Source organism: Parabacteroides massiliensis (assembly GCF_900155425.1).
Taxonomy (GTDB): Bacteria; Bacteroidota; Bacteroidia; order Bacteroidales; family Tannerellaceae; genus Parabacteroides; species Parabacteroides massiliensis.
In genome coordinates this window covers 1,148,090-1,169,221 of record NZ_LT700191.1, presented here as the reverse complement: position 1 = coordinate 1,169,221, position 21,132 = coordinate 1,148,090, and the positions used below count along the sequence as shown (strand labels likewise).

General features: G+C 47.4%; 24 protein-coding genes and 1 pseudogene. 18 read left to right on the top strand and 7 right to left on the bottom strand.

What is annotated here, in order from left to right; translation table 11 throughout:
* Position 1 precedes the first annotated feature (1 nt).
* A complete protein-coding gene (locus BQ9893_RS15950) occupies positions 2 to 1,015 on the top strand; it encodes a hypothetical protein (protein WP_075966856.1) in 1,014 nt (337 codons plus the stop codon).
* Complete coding sequence (locus tag BQ9893_RS15945) at positions 1,000 to 1,449, top strand: YqaA family protein (RefSeq protein ID WP_075966855.1); 450 nt, start codon at positions 1,000 to 1,002, stop codon at positions 1,447 to 1,449. Before BQ9893_RS15950 ends, BQ9893_RS15945 begins: the two co-directional genes overlap by 16 nt.
* Here the strand turns inward: BQ9893_RS15945 and BQ9893_RS15940 are convergent, their stop codons facing one another.
* From BQ9893_RS15940 to BQ9893_RS15915, 6 genes and pseudogenes are all read right to left on the bottom strand, one after another.
* Positions 1,450 to 2,163 carry a DUF5036 family protein gene (locus BQ9893_RS15940; protein WP_075966854.1) on the bottom strand — a complete coding sequence of 238 codons (714 nt, stop codon included), beginning with the start codon at positions 2,161 to 2,163 and terminating at the stop codon, positions 1,450 to 1,452. It lies immediately after the preceding gene.
* A 157-nt stretch (positions 2,164 to 2,320) separates the two neighbouring features.
* Positions 2,321 to 4,183, bottom strand: a complete 1,863-nt coding sequence (locus BQ9893_RS15935) for an FAD-dependent oxidoreductase (protein ID WP_075966853.1) — start codon at positions 4,181 to 4,183, stop codon at positions 2,321 to 2,323.
* A gap of 6 nt (positions 4,184 to 4,189) precedes the next feature.
* On the bottom strand, positions 4,190 to 7,192 hold the full coding sequence (locus BQ9893_RS15930) for an FAD-dependent oxidoreductase (RefSeq protein ID WP_075966852.1): 3,003 nt from the start codon (positions 7,190 to 7,192) through the stop codon (positions 4,190 to 4,192).
* A gap of 49 nt (positions 7,193 to 7,241) precedes the next feature.
* Positions 7,242 to 9,245, bottom strand: coding sequence for an FAD-dependent oxidoreductase (locus tag BQ9893_RS15925; RefSeq protein ID WP_075966851.1), 2,004 nt, complete (start codon positions 9,243 to 9,245; stop codon positions 7,242 to 7,244).
* 113 nt (positions 9,246 to 9,358) lie between these two features.
* Complete coding sequence (locus BQ9893_RS15920) at positions 9,359 to 11,197, bottom strand: RagB/SusD family nutrient uptake outer membrane protein (RefSeq protein ID WP_075966850.1); 1,839 nt, start codon at positions 11,195 to 11,197, stop codon at positions 9,359 to 9,361.
* Between the two features lie 15 nt (positions 11,198 to 11,212).
* Positions 11,213 to 11,782 (bottom strand): annotated as a pseudogene (locus tag BQ9893_RS15915) (SusC/RagA family TonB-linked outer membrane protein); the annotation flags it as partial.
* Between the two features lie 334 nt (positions 11,783 to 12,116).
* Here BQ9893_RS15915 and BQ9893_RS22220 point away from each other — a divergent pair.
* Positions 12,117 to 12,350, top strand: a complete 234-nt coding sequence (locus BQ9893_RS22220; RefSeq protein ID WP_075965123.1) for a hypothetical protein — start codon at positions 12,117 to 12,119, stop codon at positions 12,348 to 12,350.
* Positions 12,351 to 12,812: 462 nt separating this feature from the next.
* Here the strand turns inward: BQ9893_RS22220 and BQ9893_RS15905 are convergent, their stop codons facing one another.
* On the bottom strand, positions 12,813 to 13,238 hold the full coding sequence (locus BQ9893_RS15905) for a helix-turn-helix domain-containing protein (protein ID WP_075966848.1): 426 nt from the start codon (positions 13,236 to 13,238) through the stop codon (positions 12,813 to 12,815).
* A gap of 151 nt (positions 13,239 to 13,389) precedes the next feature.
* Between BQ9893_RS15905 and BQ9893_RS15900 the strand changes: the two genes are divergently transcribed.
* The 15 genes from BQ9893_RS15900 (at position 13,390) to BQ9893_RS15830 (ending at position 21,131) form a co-directional block, all read left to right on the top strand.
* Complete coding sequence (locus tag BQ9893_RS15900) at positions 13,390 to 13,596, top strand: hypothetical protein (RefSeq protein WP_008620891.1); 207 nt, start codon at positions 13,390 to 13,392, stop codon at positions 13,594 to 13,596.
* Positions 13,597 to 13,604: 8 nt separating this feature from the next.
* Positions 13,605 to 14,015: a hypothetical protein gene (locus tag BQ9893_RS15895; protein WP_008675519.1), complete on the top strand. Its 411-nt coding sequence runs from the start codon at positions 13,605 to 13,607 to the stop codon at positions 14,013 to 14,015.
* A 138-nt stretch (positions 14,016 to 14,153) separates the two neighbouring features.
* Positions 14,154 to 14,531, top strand: a complete 378-nt coding sequence (locus tag BQ9893_RS21430; protein ID WP_129943470.1) for a hypothetical protein — start codon at positions 14,154 to 14,156, stop codon at positions 14,529 to 14,531.
* 62 nt (positions 14,532 to 14,593) lie between these two features.
* Entirely contained in the window at positions 14,594 to 14,956 is a 363-nt protein-coding gene (locus BQ9893_RS15885) for a hypothetical protein (RefSeq protein WP_008675524.1), read from the top strand.
* Positions 14,957 to 14,968: 12 nt separating this feature from the next.
* Positions 14,969 to 16,981 (top strand): hypothetical protein, encoded by a 2,013-nt coding sequence (locus BQ9893_RS15880; RefSeq protein ID WP_075966847.1) that lies wholly within the window; start codon positions 14,969 to 14,971, stop codon positions 16,979 to 16,981.
* Positions 16,982 to 17,019: 38 nt separating this feature from the next.
* Positions 17,020 to 17,892: an AAA family ATPase gene (locus BQ9893_RS15875; protein ID WP_075965120.1), complete on the top strand. Its 873-nt coding sequence runs from the start codon at positions 17,020 to 17,022 to the stop codon at positions 17,890 to 17,892.
* Between the two features lie 3 nt (positions 17,893 to 17,895).
* Positions 17,896 to 18,123 (top strand): hypothetical protein, encoded by a 228-nt coding sequence (locus BQ9893_RS15870; RefSeq protein ID WP_075966846.1) that lies wholly within the window; start codon positions 17,896 to 17,898, stop codon positions 18,121 to 18,123.
* Positions 18,120 to 18,740: an AAA family ATPase gene (locus tag BQ9893_RS15865; protein WP_072546188.1), complete on the top strand. Its 621-nt coding sequence runs from the start codon at positions 18,120 to 18,122 to the stop codon at positions 18,738 to 18,740. The genes BQ9893_RS15870 and BQ9893_RS15865 overlap by 4 nt, the downstream gene beginning before the upstream one ends.
* A 1-nt stretch (position 18,741) precedes the next feature.
* Positions 18,742 to 19,038: a DUF4406 domain-containing protein gene (locus BQ9893_RS15860; RefSeq protein ID WP_032934364.1), complete on the top strand. Its 297-nt coding sequence runs from the start codon at positions 18,742 to 18,744 to the stop codon at positions 19,036 to 19,038.
* 19 nt (positions 19,039 to 19,057) lie between these two features.
* Positions 19,058 to 19,273 (top strand): hypothetical protein, encoded by a 216-nt coding sequence (locus BQ9893_RS15855; protein ID WP_008675537.1) that lies wholly within the window; start codon positions 19,058 to 19,060, stop codon positions 19,271 to 19,273.
* Positions 19,274 to 19,281: 8 nt separating this feature from the next.
* The gene (locus BQ9893_RS15850) at positions 19,282 to 19,515 is read left to right on the top strand and encodes a hypothetical protein (RefSeq protein WP_008778299.1); all 234 of its coding nucleotides are present in this window, start codon (positions 19,282 to 19,284) and stop codon (positions 19,513 to 19,515) included.
* Between the two features lies 1 nt (position 19,516).
* On the top strand, positions 19,517 to 20,008 hold the full coding sequence (locus BQ9893_RS15845) for a hypothetical protein (protein ID WP_075966845.1): 492 nt from the start codon (positions 19,517 to 19,519) through the stop codon (positions 20,006 to 20,008).
* A 5-nt stretch (positions 20,009 to 20,013) separates the two neighbouring features.
* Positions 20,014 to 20,205, top strand: coding sequence for a hypothetical protein (locus BQ9893_RS15840; protein WP_244155158.1), 192 nt, complete (start codon positions 20,014 to 20,016; stop codon positions 20,203 to 20,205).
* 27 nt (positions 20,206 to 20,232) lie between these two features.
* Entirely contained in the window at positions 20,233 to 20,898 is a 666-nt protein-coding gene (locus BQ9893_RS15835; RefSeq protein ID WP_075966843.1) for a DUF3164 family protein, read from the top strand.
* 11 nt (positions 20,899 to 20,909) lie between these two features.
* Complete coding sequence (locus tag BQ9893_RS15830) at positions 20,910 to 21,131, top strand: hypothetical protein (protein ID WP_075966842.1); 222 nt, start codon at positions 20,910 to 20,912, stop codon at positions 21,129 to 21,131.
* Position 21,132 lies beyond the last annotated feature (1 nt).

The following is a 21,132-nucleotide window of genomic DNA, read 5'->3' as shown; positions in this document are numbered from 1 at the left end:
GATGCGAGTAGCTTATAATAAATACAGCCGTCGATTTGACTTTTCTGCGCCGCCGACATTCGTGTCGGTTTTATTGGCGTGTATTGTCTGTTGGGTGGTCAGTTATTTATACTCCGTGGGCTATCCTGTCTATGGCGAGGTCTCGGCTACTCCTCTTTGGAATACAATTTGCCAGGCATTGCCTGGCAAAGAATTCACTTATATCATCGGGATGGCCTTGATGTTCGGCGGAGCTTTCCTGTTGCATCGTGCGAACTATGTATTGGTGTTGATACGGGAGAAGACGATGTTACCCTTCCTCTTTTATATCCTGTTCATCAGTACGAATCCCGATTTTTTCCCTTTGAAATCGACTTCGGTTGGCGTTTTCTGCCTGATCCTGGCGATTTATCAGTTGTTCACAGCCTATCATGATCCGGAAGCAAGAGAAAAAGCCTACAGTGCGACTTTACTGATCGGCATCGGCAGTCTGCTCTGGATTCACTTGCTTTGGTTTTTGCCGTTGTTCTGGCTGGGGATGTATAACTTCCGTTCGTTGACACCCCGTACTTTTATTGCCTCCTTGCTTGGGGTGGCGACCGTGTATTGGTTTTTGTTGGGGTGGTGTGTATGGCAGCGGGATTTCACAATGTTCGTTGTCCCTTTCTCGACGCTCTTTAAAGTGCGCTTCCTGGCAACAGACGGAATCGTCTTGTTGGATTGGATCAGCATCTTGGCAATAGCTCTGTTGACGGTTGTCTCTTCCCTGAATATCATCATGCACGATACGGAGGATTCGCTTCGCTCCCGCCAGTTCCTCTCGTTCCTGATAGCGATGGCCGTATGGGCATTCAGCCTTTATTTCCTCTATGAACAGGTTTCGGAAGAGTTTCTGGAAACGGCTTGCGTGCCTGCCTCTATCTTGATCGCCCATTTCTTTACGGTTACACGAGGTAAGATCGTGTTTTGGTTGTTTTTTGCAACTGTGGCAATACTGATTGCTACTTTATTCATTCGCATATGGAATTTCTTATAGAATACGGATATATCGGGGTGTTTATCGCCTCTTTCCTGGCTGCTACCGTTTTGCCGTTCAGCAGTGAAGTCGTTCTGACCGGTGTGTTACTGGCGGGATCGGCCTACTGGCCTTGTATGATTGCGGCTACATTAGGTAATTTCTTAGGTGGTATGAGTTGTTACTGGCTCGGCATGTTGGGCAAGGTCGAATGGATAGAGAAATATCTGAAACTGGATGCCGCCAAATTGCAGAAAGTACAAGGTTGGATAAAGGGTAAAGGTTCTTGGATGGGCTTTTTCGTCTTTTTGCCCGGTATCGGTGATTTTATTGCCGTGGCGCTCGGCTTCCTCCGCGCCAATATCTGGATCGTGGCCATTTCGATGTTTCTCGGAAAGGCGATCCGATATTGGGTTTGGATGGAATTTGTCTATAAAGTGCAGGGCATGTTCTGATTATTCCACTTTGATATATACTTTCGTATACACCTCGTTATGCCGGGCATAGATGGGGTAGTTATCTCGTGTATCGGTCCATGAGACCCGCATGCTTACTTTCAGGACACCCCCTTCGGTCGAAATCTTAAAGATTTTATCCAGCTCGCTATCGTATTGGAATTCTGTGCCTTTTGGAAATTCATACACGATCTCGTCTCCATAACCGCTTATCATTGTCCCGATCGTACTGCCGTAGGCGGGTAATCCGTCTGCCTCAGGATTGATCAAGGCGAACCGGACGATGGCGCCTATCCTTTTCTCTTCCTTCATAATCTCGGAATCGACATAAAACTGATAGTAGTCGCCTGCCAGAGCCAATGCCTGTTTCCCGGAAGGGAACCGCATTACTGCATCTTCCTTGAAAGCTTGGTACAGATGTCCCGGCATTACAGCGACCTGGTAGACCAGTCCTTCGCCGGTTTGGGGAGGGACAACTTTTCCGAGCCCTTTCGATGAACCGATTTCGACAATCAGGCATCTGTTTGTTTCGAAATTGTTTGCAGCATTGATATAGATATCGGAATTACCCAAGCGAGTCTTTCCGTTCTCCGCATCAAGCATGTTCAAGGTTGTTGCATTGTCGATTTCCGGAGTGGGATCGTCATTGGAACAGGAGAAAGCCGGAAGCAGAAATGCAACCAGCAAAGACAGAAATAAAAAATTCTTTTTCATTTGCTTCTTTATATTTACAAGTTAGACAATAGGTGAAACACACGTGCAAAGGTATTTATATTTTACGTAAAAACAATTTTTTCTATTTATACATGATCAACCCCCTGCTCCTACGTCAAGTGTGGGGCAGGGGGTTGTTTTTGTTTCTCCTTTGGGGTTATTTTATTTCCCGGTAAATCATTTCCAAGGTTGCTAATCTTGTTGTTTTCCCGGCTTCTATACCTGATAGGTTTGTTCCGCTCAGTTTTTTCCAAGCGGCAAGGGTCGCAGCATCTACCGGGTCCTGCAAACGTGCATTCCATTCGGGGAGGTAGCCGCGCAGTCCCAGATACTGGATCATGCGGAAGTGGGGACTCGTGTAATCCACATCCTTGAAATACATGAGTGTCGCCTTCTGGTCAACCAGCTTGTCCTGCAGGCGGGAGAGGTCGATGTTCTGCACCTTAACTTTCTCGTCGATCGAAAGGGCCGAAGCGATACCGGCGGCCTGTCCCATCGCCATCCAGCAGGGCTCCATGCGCAGGGTGGAAAATCCGATGTGAGAACCTGACACCGGGACGGGCAACAGGAGGTTGTCCACCTCTTTCGGGACCATCACGCCATAAGGAACAGTGTAGACTGCCGACGGATAGCTCAGGAAGCCGTCCAAATGTACCCTTCCTTCTTCTCTTTTCCGCACCGCATGCGAGTCCAGTGCATAATGGCTGGCCGTTATGCTGCTTTCGTGGATAGGCGGGCGGCTGCCGATCGTTACCGGGATGGCATCGTTGGCGGTAAAGAAATACACGCCTTCGAAACGACGGCCTTCACGGACGTAGACTTGGCGCGGGAAATGCCCGTTGTCCGCATATTCGTCTTTCGAAAGCCCCCATTCTTTTGCCGCTTTGCGGAAGTGGGCAGGCAGTTCGGGATCGTTTTGGGCGAACCAGAAAAGGCCTTCGGTGTATTCACGCAGACGTTGGGCGAACTTGTCGCGCCATTCCCACGAAGAGGTGGGCCAGGGCCAGTTTTCCTCCGGCAGGTCGGTGGAGACGAACACGCCATGCTGGTTATTGGCATCCGTCTTCATGTTCGGGACATGGACGATGTTGGTGATCTTGGCGATCCCCCATTTGTCGCCCGGAAGTTTGGAGGGATTGCCGGCCTTGATATGTTTCCGGTTCTCTTCCATCATTTCGGAGGTCACGCGTTGCATGGCGGCATCCGTGTTGCGTCCGGTCCAGACGTCCTCCACGATAGAGGCATAGTCTTCGCGGTTATAATGGGCCGGCTTGGTGAAAGCCACGCGGTTTGCCGGATTGTTGGTCAGACAGAGGCGGTAATTATAGGACTGCACGGCATTGTCTTTCTTGAACGTGCTGCCGTTCCCTTCCGGACCGCCCCAATATTTGTAGACACGTCCGGCGCCGGGTTCACCGAACTCGTCTTTCCCTTCGCGCCCTACGCGGAAAGGTACGCCGGCGGCGGCTCCGAGATCACCTTCGTAGGTGGCATCCAAGAATACCGAACCGGTGTATTCCTCCATCTCCCCGGTTTCGCGGTTCAGGATGCGGATCTTTTCGATGCGGTTGTCGCGCATGACTATGTTTTCGTCTTCGGCATCGAACTGGCGCATGGTCAGGACCGTGATCTTATCCTTTTGTCCGTCGAGCATCTTTTGGAAGATGCGTGCCCCGACGGAAGGTTCGAAGTGGTAGCCGTCGCTGCATACCTTCACCTGTTCGGAGTCAGGACCGTAGGTGTCGATATAGTATTGCTTCACTCCGTCCACAAACTCACGGAACAGGCCGGTCGTTGCGGCACGGGTGGCGATGTCGGTCGCTCCGAGTCCGTTGGCGGGAAGTCCGCCGACATAAGGGGTACGTTCGAGTATCACCGATTTTTTCCCCATCCGGGCAGCCGAGATAGCTGCCATGATTCCTCCGGGGTTGCCGCCGACGATCACCAAGTCGTAGGACGACTGGCCGAAAGCGGTCGCACAAGCCAAAAGGAGGGAGAGAACAAGTGTTTTCTTTCTCATAAAGTGCTATTTACTGTTTAATATTTCTTGTGCATAACGAGCATAATGGCCTTGCAGGCCGTCGGCATACCGGCGGAGCACCTCTTCTCCGATGCCGTCCTGGTCGCCACACAGATAAAGAGCCCTTGCCAGGTGTAATTCCTTCAATGCGAGGTTACGGGTGGACGTGTCGTTGAGGTCGGGGACCGCACTGCTACGTGCTTCGGCATACGAAAGAATCGAGTGGCCTCGTACACCCGGTGTCGTCAGCATGGTCCGCAGTACGGGAACAGCTTCGCGGCTTCCGATCGCTTCCGTGGCCATAGCGATGGCACGGAAATGGGAAAGATAGTCTTCCGGTTCCAACTTCTTTGCCTTTTCCAGTACGGCAGGAAGGGTAGAGGTGTCGCGGGCATTCCCCAATGCCGTGATCAGAGCATCCAAGCGGCTTAGGCACATGCCGAACTGTCCCATGCCGGTATAGTGCCAACCTTCGTCCCAATCCTTATATTGCCGGATGGCTTCTGCCAGTATCGGGGCGTGTTTCCCTTGTCCTAAAATACACAGGATGCTGGCGAGGATCACTTTTTCTTCCGGCATGGTTGCCCCGGCGATTTGTTTCCCGACAAACTGGATGCAACGTTCGGGATCGGTCAGCAATATTTCAAGCCCTTTATAATTGTCTGTCACGCTGGCGAGCGCCTTTTTCATCTCGGAATTACTGAATCCCTTGAACTCCTTATCCGTCAGCACCCGTTCCGGCAGGTTGCCGATCTTGACCAGGTGGCGCTGTACCTTCTTGATGTCAATCTTTCGGGGAGATTTATTTTCCTTGACACACAAGGCTGAAAGATAACCTACTGCATATCCTTGGTTTTGTAGACAAGGCTGCATGCGGATCACCGGCATGGCATCCCGGTGTGCACTTGCTCCCAGGCCGGTTGTCAGAATACCTTCCAATCCCTTAGGCAGAAGACTGCGCAGCGGAACATCCGCGTCGTAGATCATATGGCGTTTTTCCGGCGGGTTCAGAATGAAGAGCGGGTCTATGATCATGCCGTGCGTGTCGAACGAACTTTTGTGGTAAGAAATCGTGTCGGGATAGCGGCGGTGGTTGATCACGTCGTAGACCGAGATGATATAGTCGCCTATGATCCGGCGGCGTTCGCGTGTCTGGGGAATCTTGACCAGGTCGTATTGCCCTTGAAGCTTTGTCTTGGCTTGGACGAAAGCGCGTGAGACATCCAGGATATCCGTGTCGTCAACGAACAACCAGTCGTTATTGTTGTAATAATCGCCCGGAGCCCATTTGCCGGTTCCCGCACCTTGTACGGCGATTGTCTTTTTACCAGTATAATCGAACGATGCACCGGCGGCAATGGCTATGTCTGCACTTCCGGTGCTGTCTATCACTATTTTGGATAGGACGACGCCTCGCCCGAAAGGGGTGGCGACTACGACTCCTTTTACCTGGTTTCCTTCTGTCAGAGCTCCGCATCCCATCACGCCGAACCAGAGTTTACCTCCTGCCTGCAACAGCTCCTTGCGATGCCATTCCATTTTCCAGTCGGCCGGGAAACGTCCTTCCCCTTTGGGTTGCCTCGGATGGTCTTTAGGCGCCATCGCCAGGACACTCTTGTCTATATGAGCGGTATATCCGCCCCGGAACCCGTCCCAATAAACACCGATCATCCCTAACGTACTCAATCCTCCAAGCCCATGCAGATATTCCAATACCAATGTATCGGCTCCCTGTTTGGCTGCGGATATTCCGGCGGAAGCACCTGCTGTTCCGCCTCCCATCACAACTACATCGTAGCTGCCTAAAACCGGAAGCGCACCTGCCGGAGAGTCGACGAACCCTTTTTGCAGGGACGGACGGAGCGAGGAGAGCAGTTCGCCTGTTTGTCCGTAGTTCGAAGCGTTTACTTTAAGCTGGCGGACAGTGGCCTGAGCCGGTACGGGGATATCTTTTATTTGTCCGGCAACCGTTTCGCCCATCATTTCTCCTATGAACAGAGCCGGAACGGGGCGCATCACTTTGGCTGCCAACTCTCTCGATATCTCGGCACAAGGACCGAGCACCCACAGGTTCGCGATATTCTTTGATTTGAACGCTTGCATCGGCAGTTTGCGCAAGGAAACCGGATTCCCGTTATATGCATTCTCGCTGTCAATCGTTTGTTTCGGAATATACCAGAGCAGATCCGAGCTATCGACCTGTTCTATATCCCATGTCCGGTTACGGATGAGCTGTTCGGCCTCGGCCAGTGACGCATACGAGTCGTCTTTGAGCGGTAAACGGAATGTATAGCGGGTGACCGGATAGCTTTTCTCGCCAACCTTGATGGGTTGGGACAATTCTTCGGCCCGGATGATTTCCGGTGCTTCTTTTTTTGTATTTCCGACTACTGTATAGCTGAATTCCTGCATACCGGCGGCAAAAGGTTTACGTGCTGCTCCTAATAGCCCTGCAACGGAAGCATTGTGCGTCGCATCGATAATCGCTTTGCAACGGATGGCTTGCCTGCCCGAACGGTTTGCGATCACGACTCCCGCAGGCTTGCCTGACGGGTCCGTCAGCACATTCGTTACATAACTGCTGTAGAGGAACCGGACATTGTTGTCGATCAACTCGTCTTCCAATGTTTTCTTTATATGAAGCGGAGTCGGGAAGCTTTTCCCCCTAAAGAGCTTGCGTGCAAGTGCTGTCTGCGGTTTTTCACCTTCCTCCCGTTCGTAGAGATGCGAACCGCATATGTCTTCACCTAAATAAGGCATGTAGCCGATCAGATAAACCCGGCTGCCAGCTTTCGCTGCGGCAACAGCAGCGGCGACAGCCCGCGAACTTCCGCCTGCCACTACCAGGTCTACCTCTGCAATCACCGGAATCTTCCGCGCCCCTTCATGGCAGAATTTCCCATCGGGAACAGCAGACTTCATCGCAGCCTGCGCCTCCGTCACGCTACCTAAAGAGGCTAATGCGCTTCCGGCTACCGTCACTTTTAAAAAATCACGTCGTGTAATCATGGTATTCTCTTTTTATACTGGTCTTTATTGAAACCATAAAGATAAAAAATTATTTTTTAGGAACTAATATAATGGCATCGGCAAATAAGGCACCCTTCGAACGACTGCCGTCAATCTTGACAGTAGATGTCCAGTTGCCTTTTTCAAATGCGTATGTGCCTAAGCTTACCCATGAACCCTTGTGGGATCTGGGCGATATTTCTACTTGCTTGATCCCCTCTTTACCTGTAATGTCAAAAGCCATGACTTCGGGCATTTCCTGGTCGGAAAGAGCTGTGCAGTAAAAGAAGACTTCGTATGCATTTGTCTTTTTGATGACAGGCATAAAGGTGAAAGAGCAATCGTTCTTTTGATTCGTCGCTTTTAAGTAGCTGTTTTTATAATGTGCACCAAACCCTTTTTGCCAATGCCCCGTTCTTTTTATTTTGTCAATGTCGCTGTCATCGACTAAAATTTCGGGAGTAGAACCATCCAAATAAGGATTGTCTTTCAGGATTTTCCTTAGCTTGGTTATGTCTATTGTCTGGACATCTGTATTCTCATCTATCGCTAACGCCGATGCTACGGCTGCCGATTGCCCTAATACCATAAAGACCGGTTCCATACGGATTGATCCGAAAGCAATATGGGTGGAAGAAATACAAACGGGAACCAATAGATTGGTACATTCTTCGCGTTTGGGCGTAATGCTCTTGTACGAGATCGGATAGGGAGGAAAACCATGATATTGGACATCCCCTTCATTTTTTACCATACCGTTTGTCACGATACGTTGGCAATTATGAGAGTCCATCCCGTAGGCTGCCATTCCGATCGCATCTCCCACTGTCTCTTCCCCTTGGCAATTTTTTTGTGTCATGATGTATTCTCCGTTCAGGCGTCGGGCTTCGCGCACGTATAGCTGGGTCGGAAAGTTGTCATTGTCTGTAAATTCATCTTTCGCCCATCCGAATCTGGAAACTTGGTCGCGAAGTTCGGCGGGAACTCTTTCATCGTGTGTGAGGAAATAGAGCAGTCCTTTTGTATAGTCTACATGTTCCTGCCAGATTTTTTCGCGGGTTGCGTAGTCACCTTCCGGATATTCGTAATTCATGCCGATCATATCGGTTGATAACGGTCCGCGGTTATTCACGTCATATTTGTTGTCCGGCATTATGCCCCAGTTGAATAAGAGATAATTGTCTATATGCAAATTCATTTTACGGATAGCACGTGCCAGTAGTTCATATTTGGCCGGGTCATAGTTTTCCGGCCTCTCGAACGGACGTTGATTTTCTTTATTGTCGGTGAGGCATAAGCGGAAATTGTATGCTTGTACGAGTTTGTCACCACTTCCTCTTTCTTGTAGTGTGTTTGGTTGGATTCCCCAGCATAAGCCGCTGTTCGGATCTCCTTCTTTCAGATATGGATCTACTCCGTCTGGGAATTGGTGCCAGACAGACATCTGGACTCCATTAAGTGTCTCATCCTGTTCTTCGTTCCCTTCCCGTCCGACAAAATAGGAAACGCCGGCTTTTGCCATTAGATCTCCTTCATACGAGCAATCGATGAATTGTTTGGCTTTAACTCGTATCAAAGTCTTTTCATCCGGTTGCCGTGAATCTTCCAAAGTAATACTTTTTATTCTTTTATTCTGAACTTGAGCGTCTGTTATACGATGATAATACAGAACATCTAATTCTGCATCTTTCACAAAACGGTTCATTGTGGCTGTTGCGACACTCGGTGGAAAAGTCCATTGTTCGAATTTGTCGTAATGCTCTCCTATACGGCGATAGAAAAGGCGTGCCAATCCGGTAACTGCGTATTTGTTCCCGATATCCGTCATTCCGAGGCCACCGGTTGTCATGCCTCCTAAATATTTACCGGGTTCTACCAGGAGGACGGATTTACCCATTTTTTTTGCAGAGTAAGCTGCTACAACGCCGGCGGATGTTCCTCCGTAAATGCAAATGTCAACTTCTTTGACAGGAGCGGATGTTTTTTCCTTTTTTTCAAAATGGCAGGAAAAGAATGTTAGACAAAGAATAAGAGGAAATAACTTATACTTCATAGAGCAATATTTGTTAACCAAAGTCTCGAAAATATTATTTCAACGCTGAAAAGATATTACCGAAGCCTCGATTATAGATCTTCACTAAAAATCGAGGCTTCGATTACCAGAGATTAATACCCGTCGTTTTGCGTCAGGTTACTGTTGACCAAGATATCATTGGCAGGGATAGGCCACAAATAGTTCTTTTTCGGATCAAAAGACATTTTGTAGAACGTGGTGATATATCCGGCTGTTTCCATAGGCGTAAGATTCGGCAGCCCGTCTTCATCGATTGTCGGTATGCCACCGATGGGATAGTTACCTTCGTCCCAGTTCTTTAATAATGTCATGAAATCTTGAGACAATTCGATGTTTGATTCGCTTCCGGTCAAACCGTTCCAATTGGCAGAATTAGACCAAGCGCGATTCAAGTAGTACATAGACTTGTTGTGAGATTTTTCAGCAATGCGCCAACGCAGCAGGTCGCGGTAGCGTAGCCCCTCGAAAGCAAATTCCGAACGGCGTTCCATGCGGATAATTTTACGCAGGGCCTCTTGTGATTGCACTTCTACGCGAGGATAAGCAATACCAGTATCACGATAGGCACGTTCGCGAATTAGATTGATTGTTTTGTCCAAATCATCTTGCGTACATTGTCCCATTTCGTTTTTCGCTTCCACGTAAGTCATCAATACCTCGGCATAGCGCAGGTATGGATAGCAGTTGTCTGCTTTCAGATTATAATTGTTGAAATCTTTCCATTCATCCTTTACAAATTTGCGGAGAACCAAGCCGTTATAAGCCGAATGTTGGTTCGATGCTTTAGAATCGGTGTTGACTACCATCTTGCCGGTAGATACTTCATACACTCTATTCGCATATGGACTGGGATTGAATTCATAGCCTAATGTGATATAGTCCGGATATTTTTCAGGGAATGTGCCGTCTTTTTTGGACTGTTCATATTCGGCATAATCAGTAGAGTATTTGGTTTTGAAAGGTTGAATCGTCATTGCCAGGCGCGGATCGCGGTTGGCAAACGGATCTTTCGGGTTATAGAGCGGTGATTTGTCGATAGGTAAACCGTCCGTGCAGGTGTAGGAGCAGAACAATTCCAATGACGGGCTTTGATTGCAGTGGCCACCGATTTTACGGATGACAAAGTCACGTACATTCTCCATGAAACCGTATCCTTTCTTTAATGTCAAGTCACCTTTGAAGTAAAACATAAATTCGGGAGAACTGTTCGCTTGAAACATTTCCTTGTAATTGTCGTGCAATTTGTAACCCCCAAGATCCATGCATTTTTGTGCAGCATCAATAGCGGTTTGCCAGTCTTCATGGAAGAGGGCAAAACGGGCTTTGAAACCGAGAGCTGCTCCTTTAGTCGGTCGTTGTTGGCCTTTATAGGAGTCAGGCAGATATTCGGCAGCTTTATCCAAACACTCGAATGCGTATGCAAGCACTTCGCTTTTGGGTGAACGGGTCGCCACGTATGCTTCATCCAAAGTCATACCTTTGTTCAGCACGCAATCACCATAATAGGCAGTCAGTTCACAATAAGCAAACCCCAACATGAAGTATGCTTCTCCTTTGTATTGGTTGATTTTACTTTCGTTTATTCCCGTAGCCGTTCCATTGTCCAATGCATTGATGACTTTCGTTGCGCGGGCGATTGATTTGTATAATGAGGTCCAACGACTTGATGCTGTTCCCCATTGAGAGGTGACTGTTCCGAGTGTAATTTCATTAGAACCATTTCGATTCAACAAATCGTCGTCCCAATAGATGGCATCGATAGGGAAGAAGTCCGGTCTCCACAAATCGTTAAGAGCCATTTCTATTTCGGTTTCATCGTGATACCAATTTTCACTCGATCCTTCAGAAAGCGGGTTTAGGTCGAGGTTAGCACAAGCTGTCATACCGAGTGCGACTATTCCGGTTAATAGATATTTGTTTATTTTGTTCATAACAGGATTCTTTAATTAAAATGAAACATTCAAGCCAAAAATGTAAGAAGACATAATCAGGTCTTTTGAGCGATCCCCCCATTCCGGGTCGAATCCTTCAGGATATTTCGAGAAGGCAGGCAGGTCATTTGCACTGAAATAGACTCTCAACTTATTGACAAGAAATTTCTTCGTGAATTCGGATGGGAGCGTGTAACCCAATGTGATGTTTTTGATACGCATATAAGCTCCGTTGAAAATGTAGAAATCGCTTTTTGCATAAATATTGGCACTATTGGTCGTCAGTTTCGGATATTTTGCCTTGGCATTTTCTGCATCCGTCGCTGTCGGGCTCCAATGGCTTTCGATCAAATTTGCCGGACATGCATATGCTTGGAAATTGAAAGGTGTACCGGGCCAGCTCCAATAGGCTAATTGATGTCCGATTCCTTGAAATGACAAGTTGAAATCTATACCTTTCCATTCTGCCCAAATGGATCCGCCGTATTGCATTTCAGGCAGGGAATTTCCCAAACGTACACGGTCGGCGGAAGCGGTGATCTTGCCATCTCCGTCTATATCCTGGTAACGTATGTTACCGGCTTTATACGGGGCACAGAACGAAGCGTATATGATGGGGTGAGGTGAAAAATGGCTTAACCGCTTTGTCTTCCAAAGGTTTATGAGTGTTTCTCAAAAATGGTGGTGTAAAACGAAACGTTTACGTGCGTTTAATTTCAGTTTAATTTTGGGGGTATAAAGTGATGCGAAGATTTTCGATTCACTTTAATCATGTTTACATTGGATTTGCATGTGGTGGAGTAGGGGGGATGACGGGCAGCTACGGCTGCTTTTTTTATTGCCGTTCTATAATTACAAATAGTTGAATATATTCCATATAATGATTATTTAGTATATTTGCACTATAAAATATATTGATATGGCAAAGGTTATACATGTGCATTTGACGCACGGAATAGACGGAACAAAGCGAAGAGATTGGTATTTTAGTAGTATTTCGGCTGTTTATACGGTTTTGACGGCGGAACAGGTGGGTGCGACCAAGAATTATTTGTTACATGCCGGTCTGTCCGGTAATGGTACAGTATGCACTAAAAGGGCTATAATCAAGCAATCTACGCTTATTTCAGGGAGTAGGAGGGGAGATAGGTGAATAGATTAGAATGGCATTAGAACGAAAGAAAATCACCATTCAGCAGTTATTCTTGTGGGGGAGACTTATGGTCTCCTTTTTTTGTGTTCTCAGATGGCGATTTCTACATTTGGTGTGACACTTGGAGTGGCAATTTTGGAGGTGGGGATAGTACTGGGGTTAGAAAGTGGGGTTAGTTTTTATAAGAACTGGGGTTAGTAAACACGGTTTTGAGAGGGGGTAGTTGGAAGTATGGTAAAATATGGTTTTTTGAATGATAGGTGTAAAATATGCCTTGATACACCCACCCTAAAAACCATCACCTATAAAAAGTATACATTATTATATAACGGATTATCAGTCCTTTTGGGGCGATTATATGGGGTGGATGGAGGGGGAATACCGAGAGAGGGGAGTCTGAAGGTATAATCGGGGGTACCCACAGGGTAACGTTTCATGTTCTCCGGATGGTAAAAGTACGCTCTACCCTACATTTGCATTCCCAGAAGTGTACGCATCCGATGCAGGTTTCCCTTTTTCAAGATTCATTTGGCGAATTTGTTCTTTGAGACGGCCTATTTCAGCTGCTTGTTCTGTGATACGGTTGAGAAGCTCTGTGAGCATATCTGGAGATAAATTGGCAGAAGCTGCCTGGCTTTTGGTGGTAACAGAACTGTCTTGTGGGGATGTGTAAAGCATCTTTCCCCTATTCATTAATAACCAATCAGGTGAAATATTCGCATTTGCGCATATCTTTTCAAGTACATCAAATGAAGGCTTTCCTTGACGGCTACCAACTACATTTTCAATGACAGTAGGTGTTACTCCTATCGCCATAGAAAAGGCTCTTTTATTGCCATTATATTGTTCTTCGATAATGGTCTTTAAACGTTCGTTTATACTCATCATTGAATTTATTTTTCGCAAATGCGAATAATTTAACTCTTAAAACTTTGTTTATTCGCAAATGCGTATTATATTTGCATCGAGTTAAGAAATTAACGAGCGACCAAAGATACAAAAAAAGGTCGAGAATAACGAATTTTAGCACTTAAAGAAAATGAACGAAGAAATCAAAGAATGGCAGACACAAAGCGTGAAGCACAAAGTAGCTTACGTGTTGATGATGGACGGTATCAGTTTCAGATACACTGAAGAGACCGGGATTGTGTTTTCCGCTCCCGATTTTTATGTAAAGAATCTCATCCGGCGCTTGATGAGCTGCTACGGCGTGAGTTTGAAACCGATTATAAACGAATTTAAATAAGTGAGATTATGGAAAATAAGAAAATGGATTGCTGGGATTTTGTATTCAGTTTTGTGAAGAACCATATAGACGCTTTGGTACAACAAGCTGACAAGTACACCAAAGAGATGAACGAGGACTATGAACACTTCTTTTGCTGGTATGCTGAAGAGATGTACAAAACACAACGAGAGCTTGCTTGTTACCGCGCTTTGAAAACGGTTTTATCCGTTGGCAGTCATGAGGAAGCAAAGTTGTTTATAGAAAACAAGATAAGCAGTTTGACTGACAGTCTTCTTTCCGGAAGCATTCGCAGGAACAGTACCAGTGCAGCTTCAAATCTGGCGCATACATTAGAACTGGAGATGAAGCAGTCTGTACGTGAGAAGTTTATAATGCTTCTTGAAGTTATAGAGAAAGGTGAAAGTGTTGAAGGATAACGGAAAACCGAGCGTGACAACCCGGAAGGCGTCAAGAGACGGGTGGCGGTGTGGAAAGACACACGGGAGTGTATGGTTCTTGCGCCAGGGTTCGATTCCCTGGACTCCCTCAGATATAGACACTAAAATGAGTGACTTATGAAAAGAACAATCAATTCCACGGAGAAGGGTAAAGATGTCGGTATTTCTCCGGCAGAAGAAACACCCATACCGGGCTTCCCAACTGACTATGAGCAAAGAGTCCGCGAACGGCTTTCTCGAACACCTTTTGCGTCATTAGTGAATGCTTTGAGAAGTGGAACCAGACAAGATCAGCTGTCGTGTATGCTCCAAGTCGAGCGCCGGCTTCTGCAATATCGTCAGGTAGCGTTATGTTGTCGATACACACGCAGTCAATTTCTTGAAGAGATGCAATCGCTGTCAGGGCTGTTTGGATTAGAGGTCTGCTCTTCGCTGATGAGAGAGTATCAGCGTAAGATACCAAGAAAGGCAGTGATGTCGGATTTTGAGGCATAAGTCGGTTATTTTTTTAAAACGCAACAAATATAACGAATTAGGATATTAAAATCAAGTGAGATATGAAGAAGTATATTCATGTAACAAGTGAGGATCGCCAGTTTTTGGCCAAGGCTTTCAACGTAAGCAGCGTGACGGTTTGGAAAGCCCTGCGTTTTGAACAGGATACGGATACCATCCGTAGGATCCAGAAGGCCGCCCGTGAGCGTGGTGGTATTGTAATGGCGGTGGCTCCGGTTATGGAGACACTACACGACCATGATAACGTGATACGCCAATATTTTCCGAACGGCGCATTGTTAGAGATCAGTAAAAACGACAGCACGGGTGTGGTGACTTATAAAGGGGAAGAGGTGAGACATTATGATAATGTGACATTTTCCAATATAGACAGCATCCAAAATTTTGCGGCCGCATTGAAATAAGGAGGTGTGAGTATGGAATTTTTCGATAACAAACTTTGCATATCGTTTCGTGAACTTGTTGATGGCGGAATAATGACTGTTCCGAATTACAAGTATATGGCATCCAGTGGCCGGATAAAGGTAGCACGTCGTGGTGGTGGAGCGAAAGGAAATGGAGCTTTGATTGTTATTGATAGTCTGCCTACCTCTTACAAAGAAAAAGTCGAGGAGAAATATCCTGGTGGCAATGCCGTGCTTTTGCGTGGCTGGATAATATCGAATTACGAGCTTGATCAGGCTGCCGTCGCTTTCTTTATGGATTGGGCTGCCCGGCAGTCCAGCGATAAGGCTTCTGACGAGCTTGCCAGAAAGTATGCGATAAATGCTTCAGTACTGAATACTTGTATCAAGTTGTACAATCGTAGTCGTGATTATCGAAAGTTAATGGGAGAGAAGTATGATTGGAGCATGATGGCTACTACCATTGAGACGCTGCGCGAAGAGTTCGGACATGATCTGCCGGCGAGTACCTTGCGTTTCCGAAAGAAGGTGAACGAGTACAAGCAGTACGGTTATGAGTGCCTTATCAGTGGAAAGTTCGGTAACCAGTGCGCGAGGAAAGTGGATTACAAGACCGAGCGTCTCGTGCTGAGCATCACGGTGCTGCCGAACCAGCCTTATGGCAGTGACGTACACGAGATGTATATCTCCTTTGTGTGTGGTGAGTTGGAGGTATGGGATTTGGAAACCGGGGAAATATTCAACCATAACGATTTTACGGATAAGAACGGTGATCCGAAAGAACTGAGCGAAAGTACCATTCGCAACATCTTGAACAAGCCGGCCAACCAGGTACTCATAGAGAAAAAGCGTCGTGGGTGGTCGGAATTCTACCACGAGCAAATGCCACACATGCACCGCCACAGTGGAGAGTTCTCCTTGTCCCAGATTACGATGGATGACGTGGATCTTCCGCGTCGCATGAAGGGTGGTGAATACGTACATGCTTATTATGCCTACGATATGGTGAGCCAGTGCCGTGTGGGGCTTGCTTACGGCCGTGATAAAGACGAAGCCCTTGTGGTTGCCTGTTTCCGGGATATGTTCCGCCTGATTGAGCGTAACGGGTGGGGGATGCCTGCCGGTATCGAGGTGGAGCAGCATTTGATGAGCAAGTACAAGGAGGGCTTCCTGAAAGCCGGTGAGGTGTTCAAGTTTGTGCGCTTTTGTGCACCGTTGAACTCTCAGGACAAATATGCCGAACCGTTGAACGGCGCATTCAAGACTACCATCGCCCATAAGAACCATGAAGGGGTGGGTCGTTGGTACGGTAAAGGGGCACGGCGTGTGGATCAGAAGAAAATCAGCGACAGTGGGAACCATACCTACGAGGATAGGAAATATTATACGTTTGAGGAACTTGTGGCAGATGACCGCAGGGATTGTGCTGAATGGAACAACACGCTGCACCCCAACCAGAAGAAATATCCGGGTATGACCCGCTGGGATGTGCTTGTGGCGAGGATCAACCCGACTCTGCGCCCGCTTGACAAACTGACCCTGAGCCGTTATATCGGCGAGAGGGTGGAAACAAGCGTAAGACGGAACAGTACGGTACGTGTGGCGTACGCTGACTGGTGGCTGAGCGGTCCGGAGGTTCTTGAGAAGTTGGAGCCTAATAACCGCAAGGTGACGGCTTTCTATTTGCCGGATGAGGAAGGCAAACCGACCGATGTGTTCCTGTATCAGAATGACCGCTATATCGACAAGGTGCGCCCGGTTGTGACTTATAGCCGTGTAATGGCGGAACAGACCGAAGAAGATAAGGCAGCTTATACGGAACAGGCAAAGATAATGAGTCACTTTGACAAATGGGTACGTGATAACGCTATCGGTCAGGTAGGTGTGGCACCGGTCCAACGTGAGGAAGAAGATGAGGAAACGGAAAGCCTTGTATTACCTACGGCATCTGTTCCTGAAGAACCCGATGAAGCTTACGAATGGCAGCCGACCAATATGGCGGCAATGGCTATTGGAGATATGTAAGAATACGATTAGAATAACATTATAACAGCGTTTGAATTATGATTACAGAAGCGCAAAAACAGAAGATTTTGGGAGCGATAGCTGCCAACCGTGCGAACTATCCGAGTGACGCGAAACATGCCGCCTCCCTTGGCATCAGTACATCGGTGTACAGTGCCATTAAGAACGGACAGACGGATAAAGCCCTTAGTGATGCCAACTGGATAAGTATAGCCCGTCGTTTGGGTGTGGGCCTCCGTGCCGATATGGAGTGGAAGGTTGCCAAGACCGCCACGTTCGAGTATATAACCGCCCAGCTTGAGTTCTCCCAGCAGTCGAGCCTGTCGGCTATCCTATGCGACATTCCAAACATCGGAAAGACTTTTACTGCAAGGTATTATGTGCAGAACCACAAGAATGCCGTGTATATCGACTGCTCGCAGGTGAAGACTAAGCTGAAGCTGGTGCGTAAGATAGCTGCGGAGTTCGGAGTGGATGCCAAAGGTAAATATAGCGATGTATACGAGGATTTGACTTATTACCTCCGTTCCATTGAGAATCCGCTTATTATTTTGGACGAGGCCGGGGATTTGCAGTATGAGGCGTTCCTTGAGCTGAAGGCTTTGTGGAATGCCACCGAACGCAGTTGTGCTTGGTATATGATGGGTGCGGATGGTTTGAAAGAAAAAATCAATCGTTCGATAGAATGTAAGAAAGTGGGCTATACTGAGATGTTGAGCCGTTATGGAGACCGTTACAGCAAGGTGACACCTGATGACGGCAAGGAGCGTGAGGCGTTTTTGAATACCCAAGCTCGGACGGTGGCTAAAGTAAATGCTCCGGCAGGTGCGGATATAGCGCAGATTGTACGCAAGACACGTGGAGGTCTGAGGCGAGTATATACCGAGATAGAGAAACTTAAAATGGCATAGGAAATGGTTAAGATAGTTTTAGAGGACAAAGGCCAAGACCTGTTATGGCTCAAAGTAAATGAAGGTGGTCTTGTGGAGGAAGCCGGACCATTTCAAAATGAAATATGGAAAGATGCTTATGTCCCGTATTGGGGGCTTCACGTAGGGCAATTCTGCCCGATACACCATCCTCCGCATATCATCAAAGGGTTTCTGAAATATAGGATTGAATCAATAGAAAAAGAGTCATGAAACGAGCATATAGTCCGAAAGACATAGCCGCCAAGAAATGGGTGACGTTGCCATGGGGCGAGAAATGGAACAAGCCTTTCGGGTTCCCAGCGGAGAACGCCTCCTGGTTCATCAGCGGTGCCAGTGCCAGCGGGAAGAGCAGCTTTGTGATGCAGCTTGGCAAGGAACTGTGCAAGTACGGCCTTGTGTTGTACTTGAGCTATGAGGAGGGCGTGAACCAGACATTCCAACGCCGTATGGAATATTTGAAGATGAACGAGGTGCAAGGCAAGTTCCGTGTGGTTGTGGACGAGACCTATGAGGAACTGATAGACCGATTGAAGAAGCCGAAGTCCCCGAAGTTTATCATCGTGGATTCGTATCAGGTGTCGGAATGGGAGTATCCGGATGCGGTAGCCTTGATGAAGCGTTTCCCGAAAAAGTGCTTCATCTGGATCAGCCAGGAAAAGAAGAGCCAGCCGATGGGAGGCGGTGCGATCCGTTTGCGTTATATCTGCGACATGAAGATCCGGGTGGTCGGTTATAAGGCATATTGTCAAGGCCGTGCCATCGGTGAGGCCGGCAGCTATTATGTGGTGTGGGAAGAAGGAATCATTCAAACGAGTAATAATTTGTGATATGGAAAAAGACAAGGTTTACATCAGCGGGGCAATAGCCCACTACAACATCGACGAGCGCAAGGGTGCGTTTGCCAATGCGGAACAGAATTTGAGAAATATGGGCTTTTCCCCGGTCAATCCTTTTAAGAACGGACTGCCGGATGAGGCTCATTGGAGAGAACACATGCGGGCGGATATCGCCTTGCTTCTGGATTGTGAGTATATCTATATGCTGAAGGACTGGGAACTGAGCAAGGGTGCGAAGTTGGAACTTGACGTGGCGAGTTCATGCGGCATTAAAGTATTGTTTGAATAACAGTTTAAAATATAGAATTATGAATGACATTGAAAAAGCATTTCGAGGATTGGGTAGAACCAAGAAGGTGGAGTTTATCTCTGAAAAAATTGATTATGCATCGGCACATGCCGTTGCAGGGTATGTGTCAAGTTATCTTTTTGATGTGCTGAATGACCTTGGCAATGATGATTATGTGGCAACGTATCTTAAAGAAAAAGGATATGAAGTAACGAAGAAAGAAAACAATAAATGATAGGAACTATGGAAGAAAAACAGAAAGTTCAGGTCGTATTTGAGTTTGATCGTTCCGAGTATGATGCGTATCTCTTTTTGATGAACCAAAAGAAGACGGAAGAGGTAGAGCAAGTATGGAATGCCATGAGCGGTGAGCCTGTGGTTGCGGATATTGATTTGCTTGAGGAGGACAGTCAGTCTGTAAAACTTATGATGATAAGTCTGGCTATCCTTTCGGTGGAGAAAAAAGTGAAAGGATGATATGGCACAGGAAGTAACCAATTTCGCCCGGTTTTACGCTTTGTTCAACAAGCTGCCGTTCAACGGAGACCGGGAAGAGTTCAAGAAGTCCATCGTGTTGCAGTATACATGGAACCGGACAGACAGTCTTCGTGAAATGACGAGGCTTGAATATAAGACCTGTTGTGAGGGATTGGAGAAATTGGCCGGTGTGGACGAGCGTCGTCAGAAGATGCAAGAGGAGCTTAAATATTGGCGCAGCGTGTGTTTGAGACTCATGCAAAAAATGGGAATCGACACTTCGGACTGGGCGCGTGTCAATGACTTCTGCCGGAATCCTCGGATTGCGGGAAAGACGTTCAGTCAAATCTCTTCGGACGAACTGGAACAACTGGCTGTAAAGCTGCGCTCTATCCGGCGCAAGGGCGGGCTCAAGGAAAAAAAGAAAGAGGAAGTAAAACAACCGGCGGCGGTGACCTATATGTTCATAGACACCAAAGCCCCTAAAAATTGACGGATATGGATAAGAGATTCAAGGAACTGCTTGAGAATGTCAAGAACCAGATACTTGACGTGTTCCCGGAAATGGACCGGGATGATCGGGAAGAGTTTTTCAACAGGCTGAACGAGTGGTCTTATGAGAAATATGAGGAAGCCCTGTTGGAAAGCGAGTTGGAAACGCCAGATTATGGTGAGGAGTATGAGAATTGATGGATTAACAACAAAAAGATTTGAATTATGGAAAAGAAGAACCAGACCGTCGTAATGACGGAAACTGAGAAGGCGGAGTTTGATGCCTTCCGTCAGGCGAAAGCCAAGAAAGTTGCGGAGGAGAAGGCGAGAGCCGACCGCGAGATGTATAAGCAGATGGTGGACGAGGAGATAGAACGCTCTATTCCGGTGTTGCAGGGTATCAGCGAGCGCATCAAGGAGAGCAAGCGGACGGTGATGGAGAATTTCAAGACCATCCTTGAAATGAAGTCCGACCTGTTCAAGACGAAAGCAAAGGAAGATCAGCGCAGTCACACATTCACCAACAGCGAGGGAAGCAAGCGTATCACGTTGGGTGTGTATGTGACAGACGGTTACCGCGATACGGTGGAGGACGGAATTGCCATCGTGAAGGAGTATATCGAAAGCCTCGCCAAGGACGAAAAGACCAAGGCGCTGGTGAGCATGGTTCTCCGCCTGTTGGCACGTGATGCCAAAGGTACGTTGAAAGCCTCGCGCATCGTTCAGTTGCGCAAGGTAGCGATGGAAACCGGTGACGAGCGTTTCATGGAAGGCGTGCGCATCATCGAGGAGAGTTACCAACCGGAGGTGAGCAAGCAGTTCATCAGAGCTGAGATAAGAGACAATAACGGGATGTGGAAGCCCATCCCGTTGGGTATGACAGAATCCTAAAAATAAAGAGTATGATACAGAATGTAGAGAAGAGCCCCAAAGTAGCCCTGTGTCGTGCTTGTCACGGCACGGGTGTCATACAGAGAACGACCGAACTTCCTTCCCGGATTTTCAGAAAAAAGAAAGTGAATACTATCGAGGAAAATTGTCCCCAGTGTGGCGGCAGCGGCCGGGTGATAGTGAGCGCGAAGATGGAACTGGACATTCAACCATATAATCCAAAGAAGGAGTAAG